17 protein-coding genes, 3 pseudogenes and 1 riboswitch are annotated in these 16,085 nt (G+C 68.5%); of the genes and pseudogenes, 10 read left to right on the forward strand and 10 right to left on the reverse strand.

What is annotated here, in order from left to right; genetic code table 11:
• Positions 1-74: 74 nt before the first annotated feature.
• On the reverse strand, positions 75-791 hold the full coding sequence (locus OO67_RS33110; RefSeq protein ID WP_051710123.1) for an adenylate kinase: 717 nt from the start codon (positions 789-791) through the stop codon (positions 75-77).
• Between the two features lie 313 nt (positions 792-1,104).
• On the opposite strand from OO67_RS33110, the pseudogene OO67_RS40280 reads away from it, so the two are divergent.
• Positions 1,105-1,323 (forward strand): annotated as a pseudogene (locus tag OO67_RS40280) (IS21-like element helper ATPase IstB); the annotation flags it as partial.
• A gap of 63 nt (positions 1,324-1,386) precedes the next feature.
• Here the strand turns inward: OO67_RS40280 and OO67_RS33115 are convergent.
• Together OO67_RS33115 and OO67_RS33120 are read right to left on the reverse strand one after the other, a co-directional pair.
• Positions 1,387-2,250 (reverse strand): bifunctional 5,10-methylenetetrahydrofolate dehydrogenase/5,10-methenyltetrahydrofolate cyclohydrolase, encoded by an 864-nt coding sequence (locus tag OO67_RS33115; RefSeq protein WP_033305517.1) that lies wholly within the window; start codon positions 2,248-2,250, stop codon positions 1,387-1,389.
• A 22-nt stretch (positions 2,251-2,272) separates the two neighbouring features.
• Positions 2,273-2,358, reverse strand: a riboswitch (ZMP/ZTP riboswitch).
• Between the two features lie 50 nt (positions 2,359-2,408).
• Positions 2,409-2,882, reverse strand: a pseudogene (locus tag OO67_RS33120) (GrpB family protein); the annotation flags it as partial.
• Positions 2,883-3,378: 496 nt separating this feature from the next.
• Here OO67_RS33120 and OO67_RS33125 point away from each other — a divergent pair.
• Positions 3,379-4,113 carry a sulfotransferase-like domain-containing protein gene (locus tag OO67_RS33125; RefSeq protein ID WP_033305518.1) on the forward strand — a complete coding sequence of 245 codons (735 nt, stop codon included), beginning with the start codon at positions 3,379-3,381 and terminating at the stop codon, positions 4,111-4,113.
• Positions 4,114-4,176: 63 nt separating this feature from the next.
• Here OO67_RS33125 and OO67_RS38800 read toward each other — a convergent pair whose 3' ends face one another.
• Positions 4,177-4,353: a hypothetical protein gene (locus tag OO67_RS38800; RefSeq protein ID WP_157841760.1), complete on the reverse strand. Its 177-nt coding sequence runs from the start codon at positions 4,351-4,353 to the stop codon at positions 4,177-4,179.
• A gap of 1,658 nt (positions 4,354-6,011) precedes the next feature.
• Here OO67_RS38800 and OO67_RS39190 point away from each other — a divergent pair.
• The 3 genes from OO67_RS39190 to OO67_RS33135 are packed head-to-tail and all read left to right on the forward strand — an operon-like array spanning position 6,012 to position 7,596.
• Positions 6,012-6,170, forward strand: coding sequence for a hypothetical protein (locus tag OO67_RS39190; RefSeq protein ID WP_167748688.1), 159 nt, complete (start codon positions 6,012-6,014; stop codon positions 6,168-6,170).
• Positions 6,167-6,739 (forward strand): sigma-70 family RNA polymerase sigma factor, encoded by a 573-nt coding sequence (locus OO67_RS33130; RefSeq protein ID WP_244300413.1) that lies wholly within the window; start codon positions 6,167-6,169, stop codon positions 6,737-6,739. Before OO67_RS39190 ends, OO67_RS33130 begins: the two co-directional genes overlap by 4 nt.
• Positions 6,736-7,596: a hypothetical protein gene (locus tag OO67_RS33135; protein ID WP_051710126.1), complete on the forward strand. Its 861-nt coding sequence runs from the start codon at positions 6,736-6,738 to the stop codon at positions 7,594-7,596. The genes OO67_RS33130 and OO67_RS33135 overlap by 4 nt, the downstream gene beginning before the upstream one ends.
• Positions 7,597-7,836: 240 nt before the next feature.
• Here OO67_RS33135 and OO67_RS33140 read toward each other — a convergent pair whose 3' ends face one another.
• Positions 7,837-8,370, reverse strand: a complete 534-nt coding sequence (locus tag OO67_RS33140; protein ID WP_033305519.1) for an O-acetyl-ADP-ribose deacetylase — start codon at positions 8,368-8,370, stop codon at positions 7,837-7,839.
• Between the two features lie 15 nt (positions 8,371-8,385).
• Positions 8,386-8,793: a hypothetical protein gene (locus OO67_RS38360; protein ID WP_033305542.1), complete on the reverse strand. Its 408-nt coding sequence runs from the start codon at positions 8,791-8,793 to the stop codon at positions 8,386-8,388.
• Positions 8,794-9,090: 297 nt separating this feature from the next.
• On the opposite strand from OO67_RS38360, the gene OO67_RS38365 reads away from it, so the two are divergent.
• Positions 9,091-9,309 carry a hypothetical protein gene (locus tag OO67_RS38365; protein WP_033305520.1) on the forward strand — a complete coding sequence of 73 codons (219 nt, stop codon included), beginning with the start codon at positions 9,091-9,093 and terminating at the stop codon, positions 9,307-9,309.
• A 41-nt stretch (positions 9,310-9,350) separates the two neighbouring features.
• Here the strand turns inward: OO67_RS38365 and OO67_RS33155 are convergent, their stop codons facing one another.
• Together OO67_RS33155 and OO67_RS33160 are read right to left on the reverse strand one after the other, a co-directional pair.
• A complete protein-coding gene (locus tag OO67_RS33155; protein WP_033305521.1) occupies positions 9,351-10,028 on the reverse strand; it encodes a response regulator in 678 nt (225 codons plus the stop codon).
• A complete protein-coding gene (locus tag OO67_RS33160) occupies positions 10,029-11,213 on the reverse strand; it encodes a sensor histidine kinase (protein ID WP_033305522.1) in 1,185 nt (394 codons plus the stop codon).
• 193 nt (positions 11,214-11,406) lie between these two features.
• Between OO67_RS33160 and OO67_RS33165 the strand changes: the two genes are divergently transcribed.
• Genes OO67_RS33165 through OO67_RS33175 form a run of 3 tightly spaced genes read left to right on the forward strand, consistent with a single transcriptional unit; the run spans position 11,407 to position 13,817 of the window.
• Positions 11,407-11,649: a hypothetical protein gene (locus OO67_RS33165; RefSeq protein ID WP_033305523.1), complete on the forward strand. Its 243-nt coding sequence runs from the start codon at positions 11,407-11,409 to the stop codon at positions 11,647-11,649.
• Positions 11,650-11,700: 51 nt separating this feature from the next.
• Positions 11,701-13,155 (forward strand): alpha/beta hydrolase, encoded by a 1,455-nt coding sequence (locus OO67_RS33170; RefSeq protein WP_033305524.1) that lies wholly within the window; start codon positions 11,701-11,703, stop codon positions 13,153-13,155.
• 14 nt (positions 13,156-13,169) lie between these two features.
• A complete protein-coding gene (locus OO67_RS33175; RefSeq protein WP_033305525.1) occupies positions 13,170-13,817 on the forward strand; it encodes a hypothetical protein in 648 nt (215 codons plus the stop codon).
• A 719-nt stretch (positions 13,818-14,536) separates the two neighbouring features.
• Here the strand turns inward: OO67_RS33175 and OO67_RS33180 are convergent.
• A complete protein-coding gene (locus OO67_RS33180; protein WP_033305526.1) occupies positions 14,537-15,061 on the reverse strand; it encodes a GNAT family N-acetyltransferase in 525 nt (174 codons plus the stop codon).
• Positions 15,062-15,480: 419 nt separating this feature from the next.
• Between OO67_RS33180 and OO67_RS33185 the strand changes: the two genes are divergently transcribed.
• A complete protein-coding gene (locus OO67_RS33185; protein ID WP_208861120.1) occupies positions 15,481-15,735 on the forward strand; it encodes a DUF6332 family protein in 255 nt (84 codons plus the stop codon).
• 132 nt (positions 15,736-15,867) lie between these two features.
• Here OO67_RS33185 and OO67_RS36030 read toward each other — a convergent pair.
• Positions 15,868-15,990 (reverse strand): annotated as a pseudogene (locus OO67_RS36030) (type II toxin-antitoxin system PemK/MazF family toxin); the annotation flags it as partial.
• Between the last annotated feature and the right edge of the window lie 95 nt (positions 15,991-16,085).

Genomic DNA, 16,085 nt, shown 5'->3' on the forward strand with positions numbered 1-16,085 from the left:
CAGTCGGTCACCCCGTGGTTCGGGGCGTGGTGCGCCGGGGCGGGGCGGAGCTTGCAGTCCCGGGGCGGTGGCCGTCAGGTAGGGGAGCCCGTACCTGCCGGGGGGAGGGGCCGACAGCTCGATGTCTCGGAGGTATCGACCTGGTCGTGGCCGATGGCGACCAGTGCGCGGTTCAGGACCTCCTGCACGTGGCCGAGGGCCGAGATGGTGGTCACCACACCCTGGGCCCGGTAATGGTCGAGGACCGGTGCCGTCTGGCTGCGGTAGACCTTCATTCGCTGACGAATGGTTGCCTCGCGGTCGTCTTCGCGCTGGTACAGCTCACCGCCGCAGACGTCACAGGTTCCTGCCACTGCAGGCGGGCTGTGGTCGACGTGGAAGCTGTGTTCGTGATTTCGACGGCACAGTCGTCGTCCAGCGATCCGTCCGACCACCTCGGCTTCGGGAACCTCGAGGTCGAGCACCGCATCCAGCTTCGACCCGGAGCCGGCCAGGATGCCGTCCAGCGCCTTTGCCTGGGCGAGGTTGCGTGGGAAGCCGTCCAGCAGGAATCCGCGCTCGGTGTCCGGGCGGGAAAGGTGCTCCTTGATCACCCCGATCGTGACTTCGTCCGGTACCAGCAAGCCGGCGCGTATGTGCGTGTGGGCGTTCTGCCCGAGCTCGGTGCCCTGGGTGATGTGCTCGCGGAACAGGTCACCGGTGGAGATGTGCTGGATCGACAGATGCGCGGCAAGGCGTACGGCCTGCGTGCCCTTGCCCGCTCCGGGCGGTCCGATCAGGAGGATGCGCATCGATGAGGTGTCCCTTCGTCATGCGTCGCCAAGGTCGGGCCCAGGCCAAGAGTCCGAAGCAACTGGGTGTCGTGGCTGCGTAGACGACCTTCGTGCATTCCAGCAGATCTATGGGCATCGTGAGGTTCTTTCGCCTGGGTGCCCAGGTATGTCCCTGGCGTACCCCGGGGTGCCGCACAGGTGCGGGGCGCTTGTTCGCCCGGCGCGCGAGAGCAGCGGGCAAGTAGCGGGGCGGGGCGCGGCCGACTCACCCGGTTCCAGTTGCTCCGACGTCGTCGCACCGGAGGCGGGACCACCCAGGGGGAGAAGCGCAGTGACCCTGCCCCGCCAGCGAGGCTTGACCGAGCAGGCCGCAGATGCAGCCATCGACACTGCCTGCCGCCTGCTGCGGCCGCCGTCGATCCGCAACGAGTTCAACGAGATCGCCGACCGGGCGGTCAAGGACCAAACTCAACGTGGCTTCCTCGCCGAGCTGCTGATGGCCGAGCGGCGACGATCGGCTCGTCGCCGCTCGGAACGGCGGATCAAGGCGAGGTCTCCCACTCCGAGCAGGGGACTCCTCTGGTTAGGTGCCAAGGGGCTGCTGATCAGGAGGTCAGTGGCGCTGGATTCCGAGCAGGTTCGCGGCGGCGTCCACGGTCTGCGCCGGCAGGATGGCGATGGTCATCGGCCCGACGCCGCCGGGCACCGGAGTGATCAAACGGGTGCGGGTGGAGGCGGTGTCGAAATCCACGTCGCCGACGTTGCCCGGGTCGTGTCCGGCGTCGACCACCACCGCGCCGGGCTTGACGCCCTCGCCCCGGATCAGCCGGCGCCGTCCCACGGCCGCTACCACGACGTCTGCTTCCCGGACGATCGCCGACAAGCCCGCCGTGCGGGAGGGGCTGTACGTCACCGTTGCGTTCATGACGAGCAGGAGCATCCCGGCCGGGTTCCCGAGAATCGCGCTGCGACCCACCACGACGGCGTGCTTGCCGGCGAGGTCGACGTCGTACGCCTCCAGCAACCGCATGATCCCGCCCGGAGTACAGGACACAAAGCCCGGCAGCACGAAGCTCATCGCGACGAACGAATGCATAGTGACCCCGTCGACATCCTTCTCAGGGGCGATGGCTTCGAACGCCGCTCGCTCGTCGATGTGCGGGCCGCACGGATGCTGGAGCAGGATCCCGTGCACGCCCGGATCGCTGGACAGGCCAGCCAGGGTGTCGATCAGTTCGGCGGTCGTGGTGGTGGCGGGCAGACCGATATGCCGGGACCGGCTGCCTGTCTTCGCGCACCGGGCCTGCTTCATGCGGACGTACGTGGCCGACGCGGGATCCTCTCCCACCAGAACCGTCGCCAGGCAGGGACTGGTCCCCGTGCGTGGTGAGATCTCCGCCGCCCTGGCAGCAGCATCTTCGATGCGTTTGGCGAGGCTGGTGCCATCCATGAGTTGGACCGTCGAAGTCGCGGACATGGTTGCCCTCCAGGCGTCACTGACCACTCGCCCAGGCGCACGGCAACGACGTCTCGTCGGACCGCTCCCCGGTGGTGCTCCACCTCAGCGCCAGTCACGGCCCACACTGCACCGCAGTATGTGCTTGGCCTCGCGGGTGATCTTCCTCAACCTGGCCTTCAGAACGCGGCCGGGGTCCAGCCGGTGGCTCTCGCCCAGGCTTCGGCCCGCGCGCTGATCTCGGCGATCAAGGTGCCTTTGGCCGCCGCATAGGCGTTCATGTCGGGCCACTCCCGCTCGGCGAGGCGCTGCTTGTGATGGCTGTAGGCGTCGCGATCGGCGACGTCTTCCCGCAGCCAGTCGCGGAACAGCAGGTGCCGACGCTCCCACTCGCTTCCTGCGGTGCAAATGTGCACATGGACGTCCAGGTGGGGAGTGCGCACCATGCGGTGGCCGGGCTGGCGCACGCGCAGCATGTATCCAGCGCTCTCCAAGGCAGCGAGGCAGGCGTCTTCGTCATCGGCATCCGACACGCTCACGTCGATGTCGATGATGGGCTTGGCAGCCAGCCCGGGCACGGCCGTCGAGCCGACATGGTCGACCCTCCGGGCGACAGGGCCCAACGCGTCGATGATGCGCCGCCGTTCTCCCTCGAACGCGGCAGGTCACGCAGGGTCGTAGGCGACGACGCGGATCGCACGCCTTTCCCGGCCGCCTATGAACTCGGTCTGGTCGTTCATTACTCCACTACCTTCCAGTGCTCTCTCCGACCCCCGCCAGAGCCCTGCTGATCGGAGGAACCTGCAGGGCAAAACTGGATGTTGACTCGGCGGGCCGTCCGGTCTCCTGCACGCCGAACAGCGAGCCCGGCCCACTCCACGGGGGAGACGACCACGCCCGCGCCCATTACGGCGATCACCGGAAGCGGGAAGCGCAGGGCTGCCTTCGGCGGGACCAGGACGGAGCGGAAAGCGGCCGGCCGCCCCAGCTGGAGGGGGGACGAGGCGAGTTGCAGCGGACCGCGTCATCACGTCAGGCCGGAGAAGGTTGCTGACCACCCTTTGGCGGGCACATCGGGGGGTTCCTGGGGTGGTAGGGAGCGGCCTAGCATTACTGCCGACCGTCTTTGTTCCAGCAAGGGGGTATCGCATGCCGAGTTCCGAGCCGGCCGCGGGCATTCTGGCCCTGTGGAGTGCACCGCGCTGCCGTTCCACTGCCTTCTTCCGCATGATGATCGAACGTGGCGACTTCACCAACGTGCACGAGCCCTTCGCCTATCTGACCGAGTTCGGATTCTCCGAAGTGGACGGCGTGCGGGCCACGAATGAGCGGGAAGTGATCGACGCGCTGCGCAGGCTGGCCGGGCACGGCCCTGTCTTCTTCAAGAACACCATGGACGAGCGCTACCCAGGCGTGTTGGCAGACACTGATTTCCTGGCCCGTGACGCCCGACACGTGTTCCTCATCCGGCACCCGCGCGAGACGATCGCCTCGTACCACGCGCTCGATCCCGGGGTGAAACAGCACCAGATCGGCTTCGAGACGGAGTACGAGCTGTTCGAGGCGGTGCGGCGGCACACCGATGAGCAGCCCCTGGTCATCGACGCCGACGACCTCATGGCCGACCCGGAAGGAATCATCAGGGTCTTCTGCGACCGGGTAGGCATCGACTTCAGGCCCGAGGCCCTGGCGTGGCGGCCTGAGTCGCGTAGTGAGTGGCTGCCCTCGCAAGAGTGGCATCTCGACGTGGACGTCAGCAGTGGATTCCACGCTCCGGAGAAGGACGACTACGTCGATGTGGAAGCACACCCGGTCCTGAGCGGCTACCTCGCGCACCACCTGCCGTACTACAGCGAACTGCGCGCCCGGCGTGTCCGGCTGTAGGAGCGACATCGGTGAGCGGCTGGTCAGGGGCATGTCGCATGGCGGCGATGACGATGTGGGGCGTCAGGGCCGGGTCCGCGGGAACTGCTTGACCAATGCGTCGATCTGTACCCACAGTCCGCGCTTGCGGGCCTCCGATCTCAGGACCTCCAGGTGTCGGGCGATGACGGAGGCCAGGAGGTCCGGTGTGACCGAGGCGAGGGCGGGGACGCCGGTCGGGGTACAGAGTGGTTCGTGCACCGTCTTGTCCGGTAACGGCAACGGTCCCGGGGAAGCTGCACGGTCATGGGTGCCCTCCGGCGTCGAGGAGAGCCCACCCCTGCTCGGGATGCAGTTTGTGCAGCTTGGTGGGGGCTCAGACCTACGCGGTCTCTTCCGGATCTCGTGCCAGTGGTTGCAAGGCGCGGAGGGTGGGGACGGTGGATGCAAGGGTGATGTGAAACAGCGCTTGGGGGAGCCGCGGACGCGCTGAGCGAACGGGCCGTCCCCGAGCCGATGGTTTGTAGTGCAAAGCATGGTGAGTTGGTGTCGGACTGAGTCAGGCGAGGACGCGACCTGTCCGGTGCTCAGGAGTCCCACTTGCCGGTCATCTCGACGTAGTTCTCGCCACGGACCTTCTTGCCGTTGTACGTACCGGCGAAAGCCGTTGCCGCCTCGAGGTAGCCGCCCCGTCGGGAGTCCCCATCTCCTGGCCCGGGTTTCTCGTGACCCGTACATCGAGCTCGGAGCCCAGCGCAGGATGCTGATGCGCCAACGGGTGGGGTAAATGCGGGCATGAGGCTTCCTCCTTGCATCGGGGGCGGACGAGATCACCGCTCGCCCACCGGCGCCGACCGACGAAGATGCAGGTGATCACCATCCACCGCGGGGTTGCTTCTGGCCGGAGCTTTTGTTCGTAATGCCAACGACTCGATATTGGTTGGGAATACAAACAATGCAAGCGTGCTGAGAACGCCCATCGGGCCGGCCGGGCATGCCCAGGCCGGGAACCGCTCTCTTCGTGGGGACCGCCCGGCTCCTGGCGGAGGGCTGGGGGAGGCCGGGTGTGGCTCCGCGGTCTGATATCGCGGTTCGCTACGGATGGCTTGAAGACGTTGCCGCGGTGCGAACACGAGCGGTCGAGTGAGAGTTGCCTGTGATCCTGATGCCGGACGATCGGCGCAGGTTGATCGCGGGCCGGTATCCAGCGGCCGAGCCCGTAGTCGGGTATTCGTAGGGCACAAGCCCAGCGCGCGTCACTCTCTCGGGCGGGGCACCGGAGGCGGCTGTTCGCGGCTTTTCAATTGGTCGTGCGGTCGCCTGATGATCTGGGCGAGGGCGGAATCTGCTGGTCCGCTGCGCGTGGTCTGTTGAGATGTGGTGAGTGAACGCAAGTGGCACCCCGGTGACTTAAGTGACTTACCGGATGGGCGGTGATCGTTGATCGAGCCTGTGATCACCGAGTGAAAGGACCGGCACCGCTCGGGTCGGTGGCCATCAGGGCACCCACCGTCCGGGCTACCCATCCGTTCTGGGTGGCGCGATCCCTGCATGATCCAAACGAGAGGCCCTGGCTGTCCGACGCCGTCGAACACGCTCCGAACCCTCTCGAACGTGTGAACTGCATCACTCTCTCACTTTGCTCAGTTCGCGCAAATTTACGCAAAGTGTTGATCTTGCGGCGTATGCGCTGGTGGTGGCTCTGGCGTTCGGGTGGCGCGGGATAGCTGTTGATGCTGGATAAGCAGTAGGGAACATCCGTGCGTCACCACGGCTTGGCGCTGCGTAATATTTTCTGAATTGCCTGTGCACACCTGGCTGTTGGGTGGCGTCGTTGTGGGTGAAGGGCGCACAACCCGCGCACTTCCCGGGTCCGACAAGTGCGCCCGGCTCTTCGTACGAGCAAGAGGCTCTCGCCTGTGACGATCCAACTCGTAGGTGACCTGATGATCCTGGCTGTCACGATCCGCGTCTTCGGCCAGGACGCCCTCACTCTGCTGCGCCGCCTGGCCGCCGCAGGCGTCCGGGCCGGTGTGAGCGAGATGAGCCGCCGCCCCCACGGGAAGGAAGGCCGGTGACCGAGAACCGAAGCCACACCCGTCCAGGCGCCGAGCCGATGACCCAGCAGCAGCCTCCCGACCAGGCCTTCTCCGCTTTCCACCAGATGAAGCGCCGCCGCTACGTCCACTACGCCGAGACCTTCCTCCACAACCGTCACGACGCGGAGGAGGCGATCGACAGCGCCTTCGAGCAGCTCTACCTCTCCTGGGGCAAAGTCCTCAGCAGTGATAACCCGGACGGCTACGCCTGGACCGTCATGCGCAACAAGGTCACCGATCACCTCCGCGCCCGGAACCGCCGGCCCCCGCTGCTCGACGACGAGGCCTTCAACATGGTCGCGTTGCGCGATGCGGTCGATCCGTACGGACAGATCACCGAGTCCCTCGCCCTCCTGCGGGCCATGCGCCAGCTCACCGAACGCCAGCTCGACGTCATGGTGATGACCTACCTCCACGGACTGAACGCGACCCAGGTAGCCGACGCCCTCGGCATCACCAGCGCCACCGTCCGCTCCCCGGTCCGCCACGCAACGCGCCGGCTGCGCAGCATCCTGGGACCTGACCGCACCATGGAAGGACGGCGATGACCCCCCACATCACGGAGTTCCTCTCCCGCGCACGCCTGGTCACCACCCCGTATACCCAGGAAGACATCGACGCCGCCGAGGCCCGGCTCCACGCCCGGCTCCGCAACACCGCCGCCCCGCCCCCGCCCATACCCGCCGTCCCCGAGGAGACTACGGAGCAGGAGGCAGCCCAGAACCTGCAGACCCTCTGCGAGACCGTCGTCACCCGCAAGACCGCCCTCAGCACCCTCGACACCTTCCTCACCCCGCAACTTCCCGAGCCCCCAGGCGCCCGAGTCCTGGGCTGCATCCTCCAGCTCGCAGAGTCCGAGGAGAACGCCCGTTTCTGGTGGCAGTACGCGGCCGGCGCCGGCGACCCCGCAGCCTCCTACTGCCTCTATCTCCATCACCTCGCCCTCGGAGAACACGGCGAAGCCGACTGGTGGCACGAGCAGACCGAGCGGATCCAAAGCGCCCTGCCCTCCAGCGACGACTCCACCGACGCCGAACCCGACATCAAGGATGACGAGGTACCCGACGCCGTCAGTGACGCCCTCCACGCCGTGACGACCAGCGACGCGAGCCTGCTGCCCACCGCCCTGCGCGTCCTCGGCGCACTGAAAACCGAACCCGCTCCGGTACCCGCGGTAGTGGGCGCCGTACTCGACTACGTCCCCGCAGCCGTCGGAGCCATCGGGGACTTCGAACTGCCCCTGCCCGCACCTGGCTTCACCGACCACATCCGCACCCTGACCAAAACCACCAACACCCCTGCCGCCGGCAGACCGAGGCTACGAAACCGGCTCCAGGCCCGGCCCCGGACCACAGGTTCGCTCATCGCCTCCGCACGTCGGCATCCCAGCTGGTGCTGGGGCTGAAAGGCTGCCCGCCTTCTGCACTCCGGGGCCGTACCAGGCATCGGAAAGGACAACAGGCCGCCCCTTCACCTAGCTCCGGACAGGCCTACTGCGCACCACAGGTGCGGCCGGCTCACCGCTGCCGGGTGAAGGCGGCTCGGAGCACCCCCGTGGGGTGGTGTGTTCTTCTGCGTGTGGTGCTGCCGCCGGCGGGGGACGTCTTCCCCTTCGATCAAGACCCCGTGGCAACAACGCTCGTGATCAATACGTCCAGGCCGTCAGCGCCTCGTCGAAACGGGCGTACGCCTCCTCGTCGTAGAGCACGAACCGGACCTCGATGATCGGAGGGGATGCGGACTCACGGACCGTACGCACGGCGATCCGGGCTCCATCGTCGAGCGGCCAGCCGTAGATGCCCGTCGAGATCGCTGGAAAGGCAACCGTCCAGGCTCCCAGCTCCGAGGCCACCCGTAGAGACTCCCGGTAGCAGGAGGCCAGCAAGGCAGAGCGGTCCTCCGTGCGTGACCAGACCGGTCCCACGGTGTGGACGACGTGCTCCGCGCGCAGCCGGCCGGCCGTCGTCGCCACTGCCTGCCCGGTTTGCAGCCCCTTGCCGTAGTGCGAGGCCCGCAGGTCGCGACAGGCAGCAAGGATCTCGGGCCCACCGCGCCGATGGATCGCTCCGTCCACTCCACCGCCGCCGAGGAGGGAGGAGTTGGCGGCGTTGACCAGGACGTCGGCGTGCTGCTCGGTGATGTCGCCCTGTACGAGCGTGATCGTTGGTCGTGTCGTCATGCGGCCATCCTGCCGTCAGCCCCGGCGTCTCGCCGCCGCCCGCGGTGGCCGCTGGGCCGCTGCGAGAGCGTTGCGGACAGCGAGGCGGCCGGCGTGAAGGAACGCCCGCGGGTGGGAATCGACGGGGTGGAAGCGCATGCGTCGCAGGACCACCGCCACCGCCGGGGACGGCCCGGCCCCTGCCTGGGCAAATTCTTCGCGGATCCCCGCCTCGACAGCGGCCTGGCACTCGGCCTGCCACTCCGGATCGTCGTCACCGTCAACAACCAGATCAGCGGCAACCTCGAAGGTGACGCACACCTCCCACGGCTCGAAGTCCACAGTGACCTCCGCGAAATCGGAGGGACAGCCGGCCTGCCGCGCGTAGACGGCTCGGACGCCCCTGATCGGGTGGGGCGGGAACGTTCCAGTGTCAGATTCCACGGGAGTCACGATAGCCAGTGAGGTCACTGCGGAAGCCCTGCCGACGAAGCGGACGGGACCAGCACCCGAACCCCCTTTGCCGCTGTCATCACTCTTGAGCGGGCACCGCACCGGCCCTGATCCCGAATCCTGCGAAGGGTTACGCGGCTCGCGCGGGCCTGGTTGATGCGAGGTGCGAGGCGTTCTCGTTGAGCGCACATCCAAGGACGAGGAAGGCTTCGTCGCGCGATCCGGGGTTTCAAGCCGAGTGTGCCACGAGCCGGCCGTACTACGGGCGGCACGGCCTGAAGGAGCGGGATGAGCGGGGGTGACGTGGTTGCGGTTGCCGCCGGCCGGGTTGCCGCCGGCCAGGGTGCTGCCGAACGGGAGGCCGGTGGCTGCACGGACAGCGCGCAGGCCGGCCAGCTCGCCGCGGCTCAGCCCACCGAGGAGAGCGGGTGGCGGCGGGTCGGCGGTCCACGCTTCAGCCATCTCTCGGAGCTGGTGATCTTGTGGCTCTGCAGCCGATGGGGGTGAGGGGGGAGGGTGGTTCGGGCTCTGAGCTCCCAAGTCCCGGGTCACTCCTCCGCGTCACGGACCAACAGCGCGATCTGCACCCGGTTCTCGACCGCCAGTTTGGCGAACAGGCTGCTGGTGTGCGCCTTGACGGTCGCGACGCTGATGTGCAGCCGCTCGGCGATCTGCGGGTTGCCCAGCCCGTCCGCGACTGCCCGCGCGGTGTCGAGTTCCCGTTCGGTCAGCGCGGACAGCTTCTTCCGCGCGGCCTCGCGGGCCGAGCCGCGCGCGGCGGAGGAATACGGCCCGGTGGCCGCGGCGATCACCCGTGCCGTGGCCGCCGGGGACAGCACGGGGTTGCCCTCCGCGACGGTCCGCACCGCATCGAGGATCCGCGGCGGTGGGGTGTCCTTGAGGACGAACCCGAGCGCCCCGGCGCGCAGGGCGCCGAGCACCAGATCGTCGGAGTCGAACGTGGTGAGCACGAGCACCCGCGGCGGCGCCGGCCGGGTGAGGAGCTCCCGGGTCGCGCTGAGGCCGTCACGGCCGGGCATGCGCACGTCCATCAGGACGACGTCCGGCCGTTGTTCGTCCGCCACTGTGATCGCGGCGTTCCCGTCGGCCGCCTCCGCGACGACGGCCAGGTCCGGCTCGCCGTCGATCACCAGGCGCAGCGCCATCCGCACCAACTGGTCGTCGTCGACGATGACGACGCGCACAGGCTCCCGCTCGGTATCCACTCAAGCCCTCTTCTCGTGGTGGTGGTCCGGCCACGGTAGCCGTGCCGTGAGGACGTATCCGTGGTCCGGTGTCCCGTGGTGGTCGAGGGTCCCGCCGGCGAGGGTGACGCGTTCGGTGAGGCCGAGCAGGCCGAAGCCCGATGCCGGCCGTGGTGCGGTCGTCGCGGCGTCAGGCGCGTTGCGGACGGTGACGTGCAGCGTGCCGCCGGCTGTTCCTTCGAGGGTGACGTCCACAGCGGCGCCCGGGGCGTGTTTGGCGGCGTTGGTCAGTCCTTCCTGGACGATCCGGTAGCAGGTCCGTCCGGTCGCGTCGGACGGCTTTCCTCTCACGGTGGTGGTGAGCGTGACGTCCAGTCCGGAAGCACGGGCCTCCGCCACCAGTTCCGGCAGGCGGTCGAGGGAGGGTTGGGGCGGTTCCGGGCGACCAGGGTCGGAACGCAGCACCCCGAGGACGTCCCGTAGTTCCTCCAGCGCCTGGTGGGAGCCGTGGGCGATACCGCGGACCAGCACGCGGGTGTCTTCGGACGTGAGGTCGCCGCGGTGGTCCAGGACTCCGGCCTGCATGGCTACCAGGGAGATCCGGTGCGCGAGCACGTCGTGCATCTCGCGGGCGATCCGGTTCCGTTCCGTGGCTCGTGCCTGCTCCGCTCGTGCGCTCTGTTCTCGCTCCGCGCTCTCCGCACGCTCCCGCAGCGACCGCACCTCGACGCGCCGTGCGCCGATGGCCATGCCGATGGTCGCCGCGAGGCCCGCGGTCAGTGCCGTCATCGCGAGTCCGAACCAGAGTGCGCCGGGCGGCATCGACACCGGGAAGAACCCGACGGCGAAGGGGGACGCGCTCACGTAGGCCAGTCCGACGACCGCGATCTCCACGGGACGGCGGCGCGTGGAGACAGAACACAGTGCCAGCAGCACGGCACCGGTGGAGAGGGCCGACGCGGTCGAGGCGATCGCGACCGTCATGGCCACGGCGAGGGGGAATTGCCGCCGCCACACGAGCGCCACCAGACAGCCCAAAGCAACCAGCGGATCACCGATGGCCCACCAGGAGCCCGTTCCGGTCCCCTGATTCTGCGCCAGCACCACACCGCTGGAGAGCCAGAAAGGCACACCCAGGACCGCGGCCGCCAGCAGCCGCCACGCCTGCTGCCATCCGCCGAGCCGTGCCGCCACATCTGCGTGCATCTGGTCATTGTCGCGAACACGTCCGCCCGGCGCACCGGACCTGGGGCTGCCGCACCCCCGACGCGGGTCGCACCGCCCCCTCGACCGGAGTCGAGGACCGTCCGAGCCCTTGGGCCGATGTGCCGGCACCGTCGCACGACCACACTCGTTCACGCTGCTCCGGATCGACCGGGCACGGAACGGAGAACATGCGATGAGCAAGGGAGGCTGCATTGCCCTTGAGGCGGCCGGGACGGGGATCACCGCCCTCTCCGCCCAGGCGGTGATCCGCGCTCTCCTCGGCCAGGAATCCGAATCGCTCCGGAGTGTCCTCGCCTGGGCCCCCGGCGGTCTCAGCGGCCGGCTGGCTCTGCTCGTGTGCATCGGGCTCGCCGGGGCGGCGTCCGGTGCCCGGGCACACACCCGTCTGCTCCACGGCAGCCGGACGGGCCGGTGACTCCGGGCCGTCCCGCTCCGGCACAGCCCTTCACCTCAGGAGGATCTGCAGATGAACAGAACCCTGTCCCTCGCCCTCTCCACCACCGCGATGGCGGCGACCCTGCTCCCGGGCGTGTCCGTGGCGGCGACGCCGGACATCCTGGACTGGGGTACCTGCCCGGAGGAGATCGCCGCACCCCGACTGGAGTGCGCGACGCTCGGGGTCCCGCTGGATCACCGGGACCCCGACGGCCGGCAGATCGACATCGAAATCTCCCGGCTGGCGAGTGAGAAGCCCGCGCAGCGACGCGGCGTGCTGCTCACCAACCCTGGTGGCCCCGGCATCCCGGGGACCGCCCACCCTGCCGACCTCGCGACCGGAGGACTGCCGCAGGAGGTGCTGGACTCCTACGACGTGATCGGCTTCGACCCGCGTGGCGTCGGCCGCAGCACTCAGGTGACCTGCGAGCTGACGGCGGAACAGCAGGACCGCGACAACTTCCCGCCGTACGCGCACACCGCGGTCGACGTCGAGCGGGAAGCGGAGTACGCGCGGACCGTCGCCGAGCAGTGCGCCGCCTCCCCGACGGCGTGGATGCTCCCGCACACCACCACCGCGAACACCGCGCGGGACATGGACCGGATCCGGGCCGCGCTGGGCGAGCCGAAGCTCTCCTACCTCGGGCACTCCTACGGCACGTACCTCGGTGCGGTGTACACCACGATGTTCCCGCAGCGCGGCGACCGGATCGTACTCGACAGCAATCTGGGTCCCGGCGGTTACGACGTCACGGCCATGCGGTCGTTCGCCCCCGGCCTGGAGAAGCGGTTCCCGGACTTCGCGGCGTTCGCGGCCGCGCGCCCCGAGTACGGCCTGGGCACCACACCGGAGCAGGTGACCGCGAAGTACTTCGAGCTCGCGGAGCGGTTGGAGGCGGAACCGGTCCAGGGCATCGACAGGACGAGGTTCCACGGCATCACGTTCAGCTACCTCTACGCCGACGTGCTCCTGCCCCTGCTGGCCGCCACCTGGCAGGCGCTGGACACGGACCAGCCGCTGCCGGCCGGCCTGCCGGGACCGGCGGACCTGGAGAACGCCCTGGCCGGCCGCCTCCACGTGATATGCAACGATTCGCGCTGGCCGGGGACGGTCGAGGAGTACCAGGAGAACGTCGCGGCCGACCGGGCGGCATACCCCATGCTGGGCGGGGTCTCGGCCAACATCGGGCCGTGCGCGTTCTGGCCGGAGGAGCGGATGGAGCCGCCGGTACGCATCCGTGACCGGGGCCCGTCGAACGTTCTCATGGTGCAGAGTGAACGTGACCCCGGCACACCGCTGGCCGGCGCCAGGGAGCTGCGGAAGGCGTTCGGGACGCGGGCCACGATGATCACGGTCGACGGGGGCGAGCACGGTGTCTACCCGTTCAGCCGCAACACCTGCGCCAACGACCCGGTGACGGCCTACCTGACCACCGGAGAGCGCCCGTCGCAGGACCTCGCCTGCGCGGCGGAACCGGGCGAGTGACGGGAGCCGGTGGCATGTTGAAGGAATGGCGGCACCGTCGGGCCGTCCAGCGGGTCAAGCCCGGGGACGGACGGCCGCTGAAACGCTTCCGCTGGTGGCAGAACTTCTCCCGGGGGCTCTTCTACCTTCCGCTGGCGGCCGACGGCGGCCGGCAGACGGTCTACGCCGTCGATGTCAGGGAGGACAAGTCGTCCGGCGAGAAGAAGGGCCACCTGTACCTCGACGGCAGGCATCACGCCGAGTCCAAGCTCCCCGCCGTCTTCCCCGTCCAGGGCGGCACCGTCGAGGTGAAGGCGAGCACCTTCGGGCTCAAGCGCTGCCACTACGTCACCGCGGAGGGGGCCGAGCGGCAACTCGCCCCGGACCCCCGTTCCGCCGAGGGGAAGCGCGCACGTCTCCACCGCCGGCACCCGACGCTGAGCCGTTGGGTCGGGGGAGTAGCGGTGTTCGTGCTCGTCGTCTCCCTGGCCGTCCTCCTCCTGCAGCTTCTCGAACAGGTCACCAGGGCCGACGGCCTCGGCCAGCACACCGGGGTCTTCACCTCGCCCGTCGAGCTGTCGGCCTGGGCCAACACCGCGATCGGGTTCGGTGCTGCGGTGGCCAGTACGGAACGGGCGCTGCGGCTGCGCTACCACTGGCTGCTCGACGGTGGGGCGGGCTGACTCAGGTCGTGCGGCCGGATCCGTCCGGCAACCCTCGCGAGTGAGGGCAGTCGCGGAGTGCCGGGGGCCACAGGCGTCCGCGGGTGGCCGCCAGGATGGCGGCGGCCACCACCGAGCTCAGCAGGAAGACGCGGGTCGCGTAGGCGGAGCCGGCGTCGGGGAGGGTGTCCGTACGACGGCGGCCTCCCAGACACCCGGGTGGGGGGGGGCGCCGTCGTACGGATCAAGGGGCCTGCCGGCCAGGCGCCGACGCCGCAAACCACCGGCGACGGCTACGGCGACGGAGCCGGAGCAGCGACCAATGCCTGCACCAGTGCCGACAGCACCTCGCCCCGCCGCTCCTGGGTCAACCCTCCATCGGCAATAAGACGTTCAGCCGCCAGGCACGTGGGAGGCAACAGCGGCTGGTCGAAGCAGGAGCGCAGGTGGTTCGCCGCTACCTCCTGCGACCGGATGAAATGTACGTGCTGGAGGACTGGGGCATGGCGACGTGAGCCACCGGCTGCCGAACCGGTGGAGTCGATGCGGCCCGCACCGGACGGGGAGTGCGTCGGGGCGCTCAGCGGACAGATGACGGGCTCACTGTCTCCGGGCCCCCGTTGAGGCAGGTGTTTCCCGCGCTCATAAGGGTGTCCAGGCAGTACGCACCCTTGTCCATGATCCGACACACCGGAGGTCTTCGCCTCTGGTCAACACCCCCGTGTCAACAACGCTCGTGATCAATACACGCTGGGGGTTGCCACCGGATGCGCGGAGAGGTCGATGGTGAACGCCACCCGGTCGAGCCCGGGGCCGTCGTAGTCCGGCTTCACAGCTGAGGCGGTGAAGCCGAGCCGGGTGTGAAATGCACGCGACGCAGTGTTCTCCGGGCTGGTGATGCAGTGCACGTAACGGCGCCCGTTCGACCGGGCGAGCGTGAAGAAAGCCCGGTAGAGGGCACGCCCGAGACCCTGCCCGTGCAGTGCCGGGTCGACGCCGACGAAGTGCACATAGGCGGTTTCGGGCTCCGCCTGCGACAGCAGGCCGACCAGGAAGGCGGCAATCTCGCCACCGCCACGCTCGACCAGAAAACTGGTGGTCGTGAAGTGCTGGAAGTACAGCCGGGGCAGCAGCAATGCCCGCTCTGTCGAACCCGCCTCGCCTTTGAGGCCGCCCCACCACGTGTCCAGTACGGCGAGCACGCGGAGGTGGTCGTCATCGGCAAGGTGCCGGGCCATCAGGCCTTCGGGAAGATCATCGATCATCTGTGCAGTCTGTCATCTCGTGCGAGGCGCACCGTGAACATGGGTCGCGCAGCGCGTCAGGAGTGCGCACGGCTAGCGGACCGTAGTCACGCTCAGATTCCTCGGTGACTGCCGTTCCGTACGTGGGTAACTCCTGATCGCCCAGTCCCGCCAGCGCCGATCGGCCTCGAACAGGCAAGCACTTACGGGGTGGTTGCGAGCCCGCGTGACCTCAGGGTGCAGCGGGTGGGGTCCGGGGCGATAGCCGGATCCACAACTGCTCGATAGAGCCATGTGGAAACGAGGGCGCAATTCGGCAGAGCCTCGTGCGGACTTCGCCGAAGAAGCCATCTCAATCGGTAGGAGCGCCTCGGCTGGTGGGAGCCAGGCGCTGTTCAACTCCGGGCGCCGGGTCTTGACCGTCATGCGAGACTTCCGGCATGGATATGGGGCGTGAGTCGCGGTGGGAAAAGGATGCAATGACGGTCGAGATCGTCTTCGCCCTGCTGACTGCTGTCGCCATTGCCGCAGCGGTCTATGCCGTTGCTCTGGCCCTCACTCTCGTCTTCGACCTCTCGGGTTCAGCGTCCAAGGGTGTGCTGATGGGGGGAGCCGTGGTGGGAGCGACGGTCGGAATATGGCGTCTGGTACGAGTGCTGTATCGCTTCGACGTGGAGCGCCGTAAAGGCCACTGACGGCAAGACGCAAGCAGTACTCCAGCCGTAGTTCGTGATCTCGATCGTGAGGGGCGCCGAGGAGGCAGCTGGCAGCGCCGATCATCTGGACGAAACCGACCACGCCGTCGCGGGCGTCCGTTCCCTCTCCGCCTATCCGAGTCCGCCGAGACGGAGGGCGTTCTCGATCTCGCTGAGTTTCGCGGAGGACAGAACGCCCGCTCGCTCGATCAGGTCGTCCCGGGACACGGTGGTCAGCCACGTGCAAGGAGTAAAAAGCCATCTCATTTGGCGATCCTGCGATAGCAGATGAGGGTACAGGCGATGCTGGTGAAGGCCAGGAAGTGGTCGGCCTTGCGTTCATAGCGGCG

It is taken from the genome of Streptomyces atroolivaceus (genome assembly GCF_000717025.1).
Lineage (GTDB): Bacteria > Actinomycetota > Actinomycetes > Streptomycetales > Streptomycetaceae > Streptomyces > Streptomyces atroolivaceus.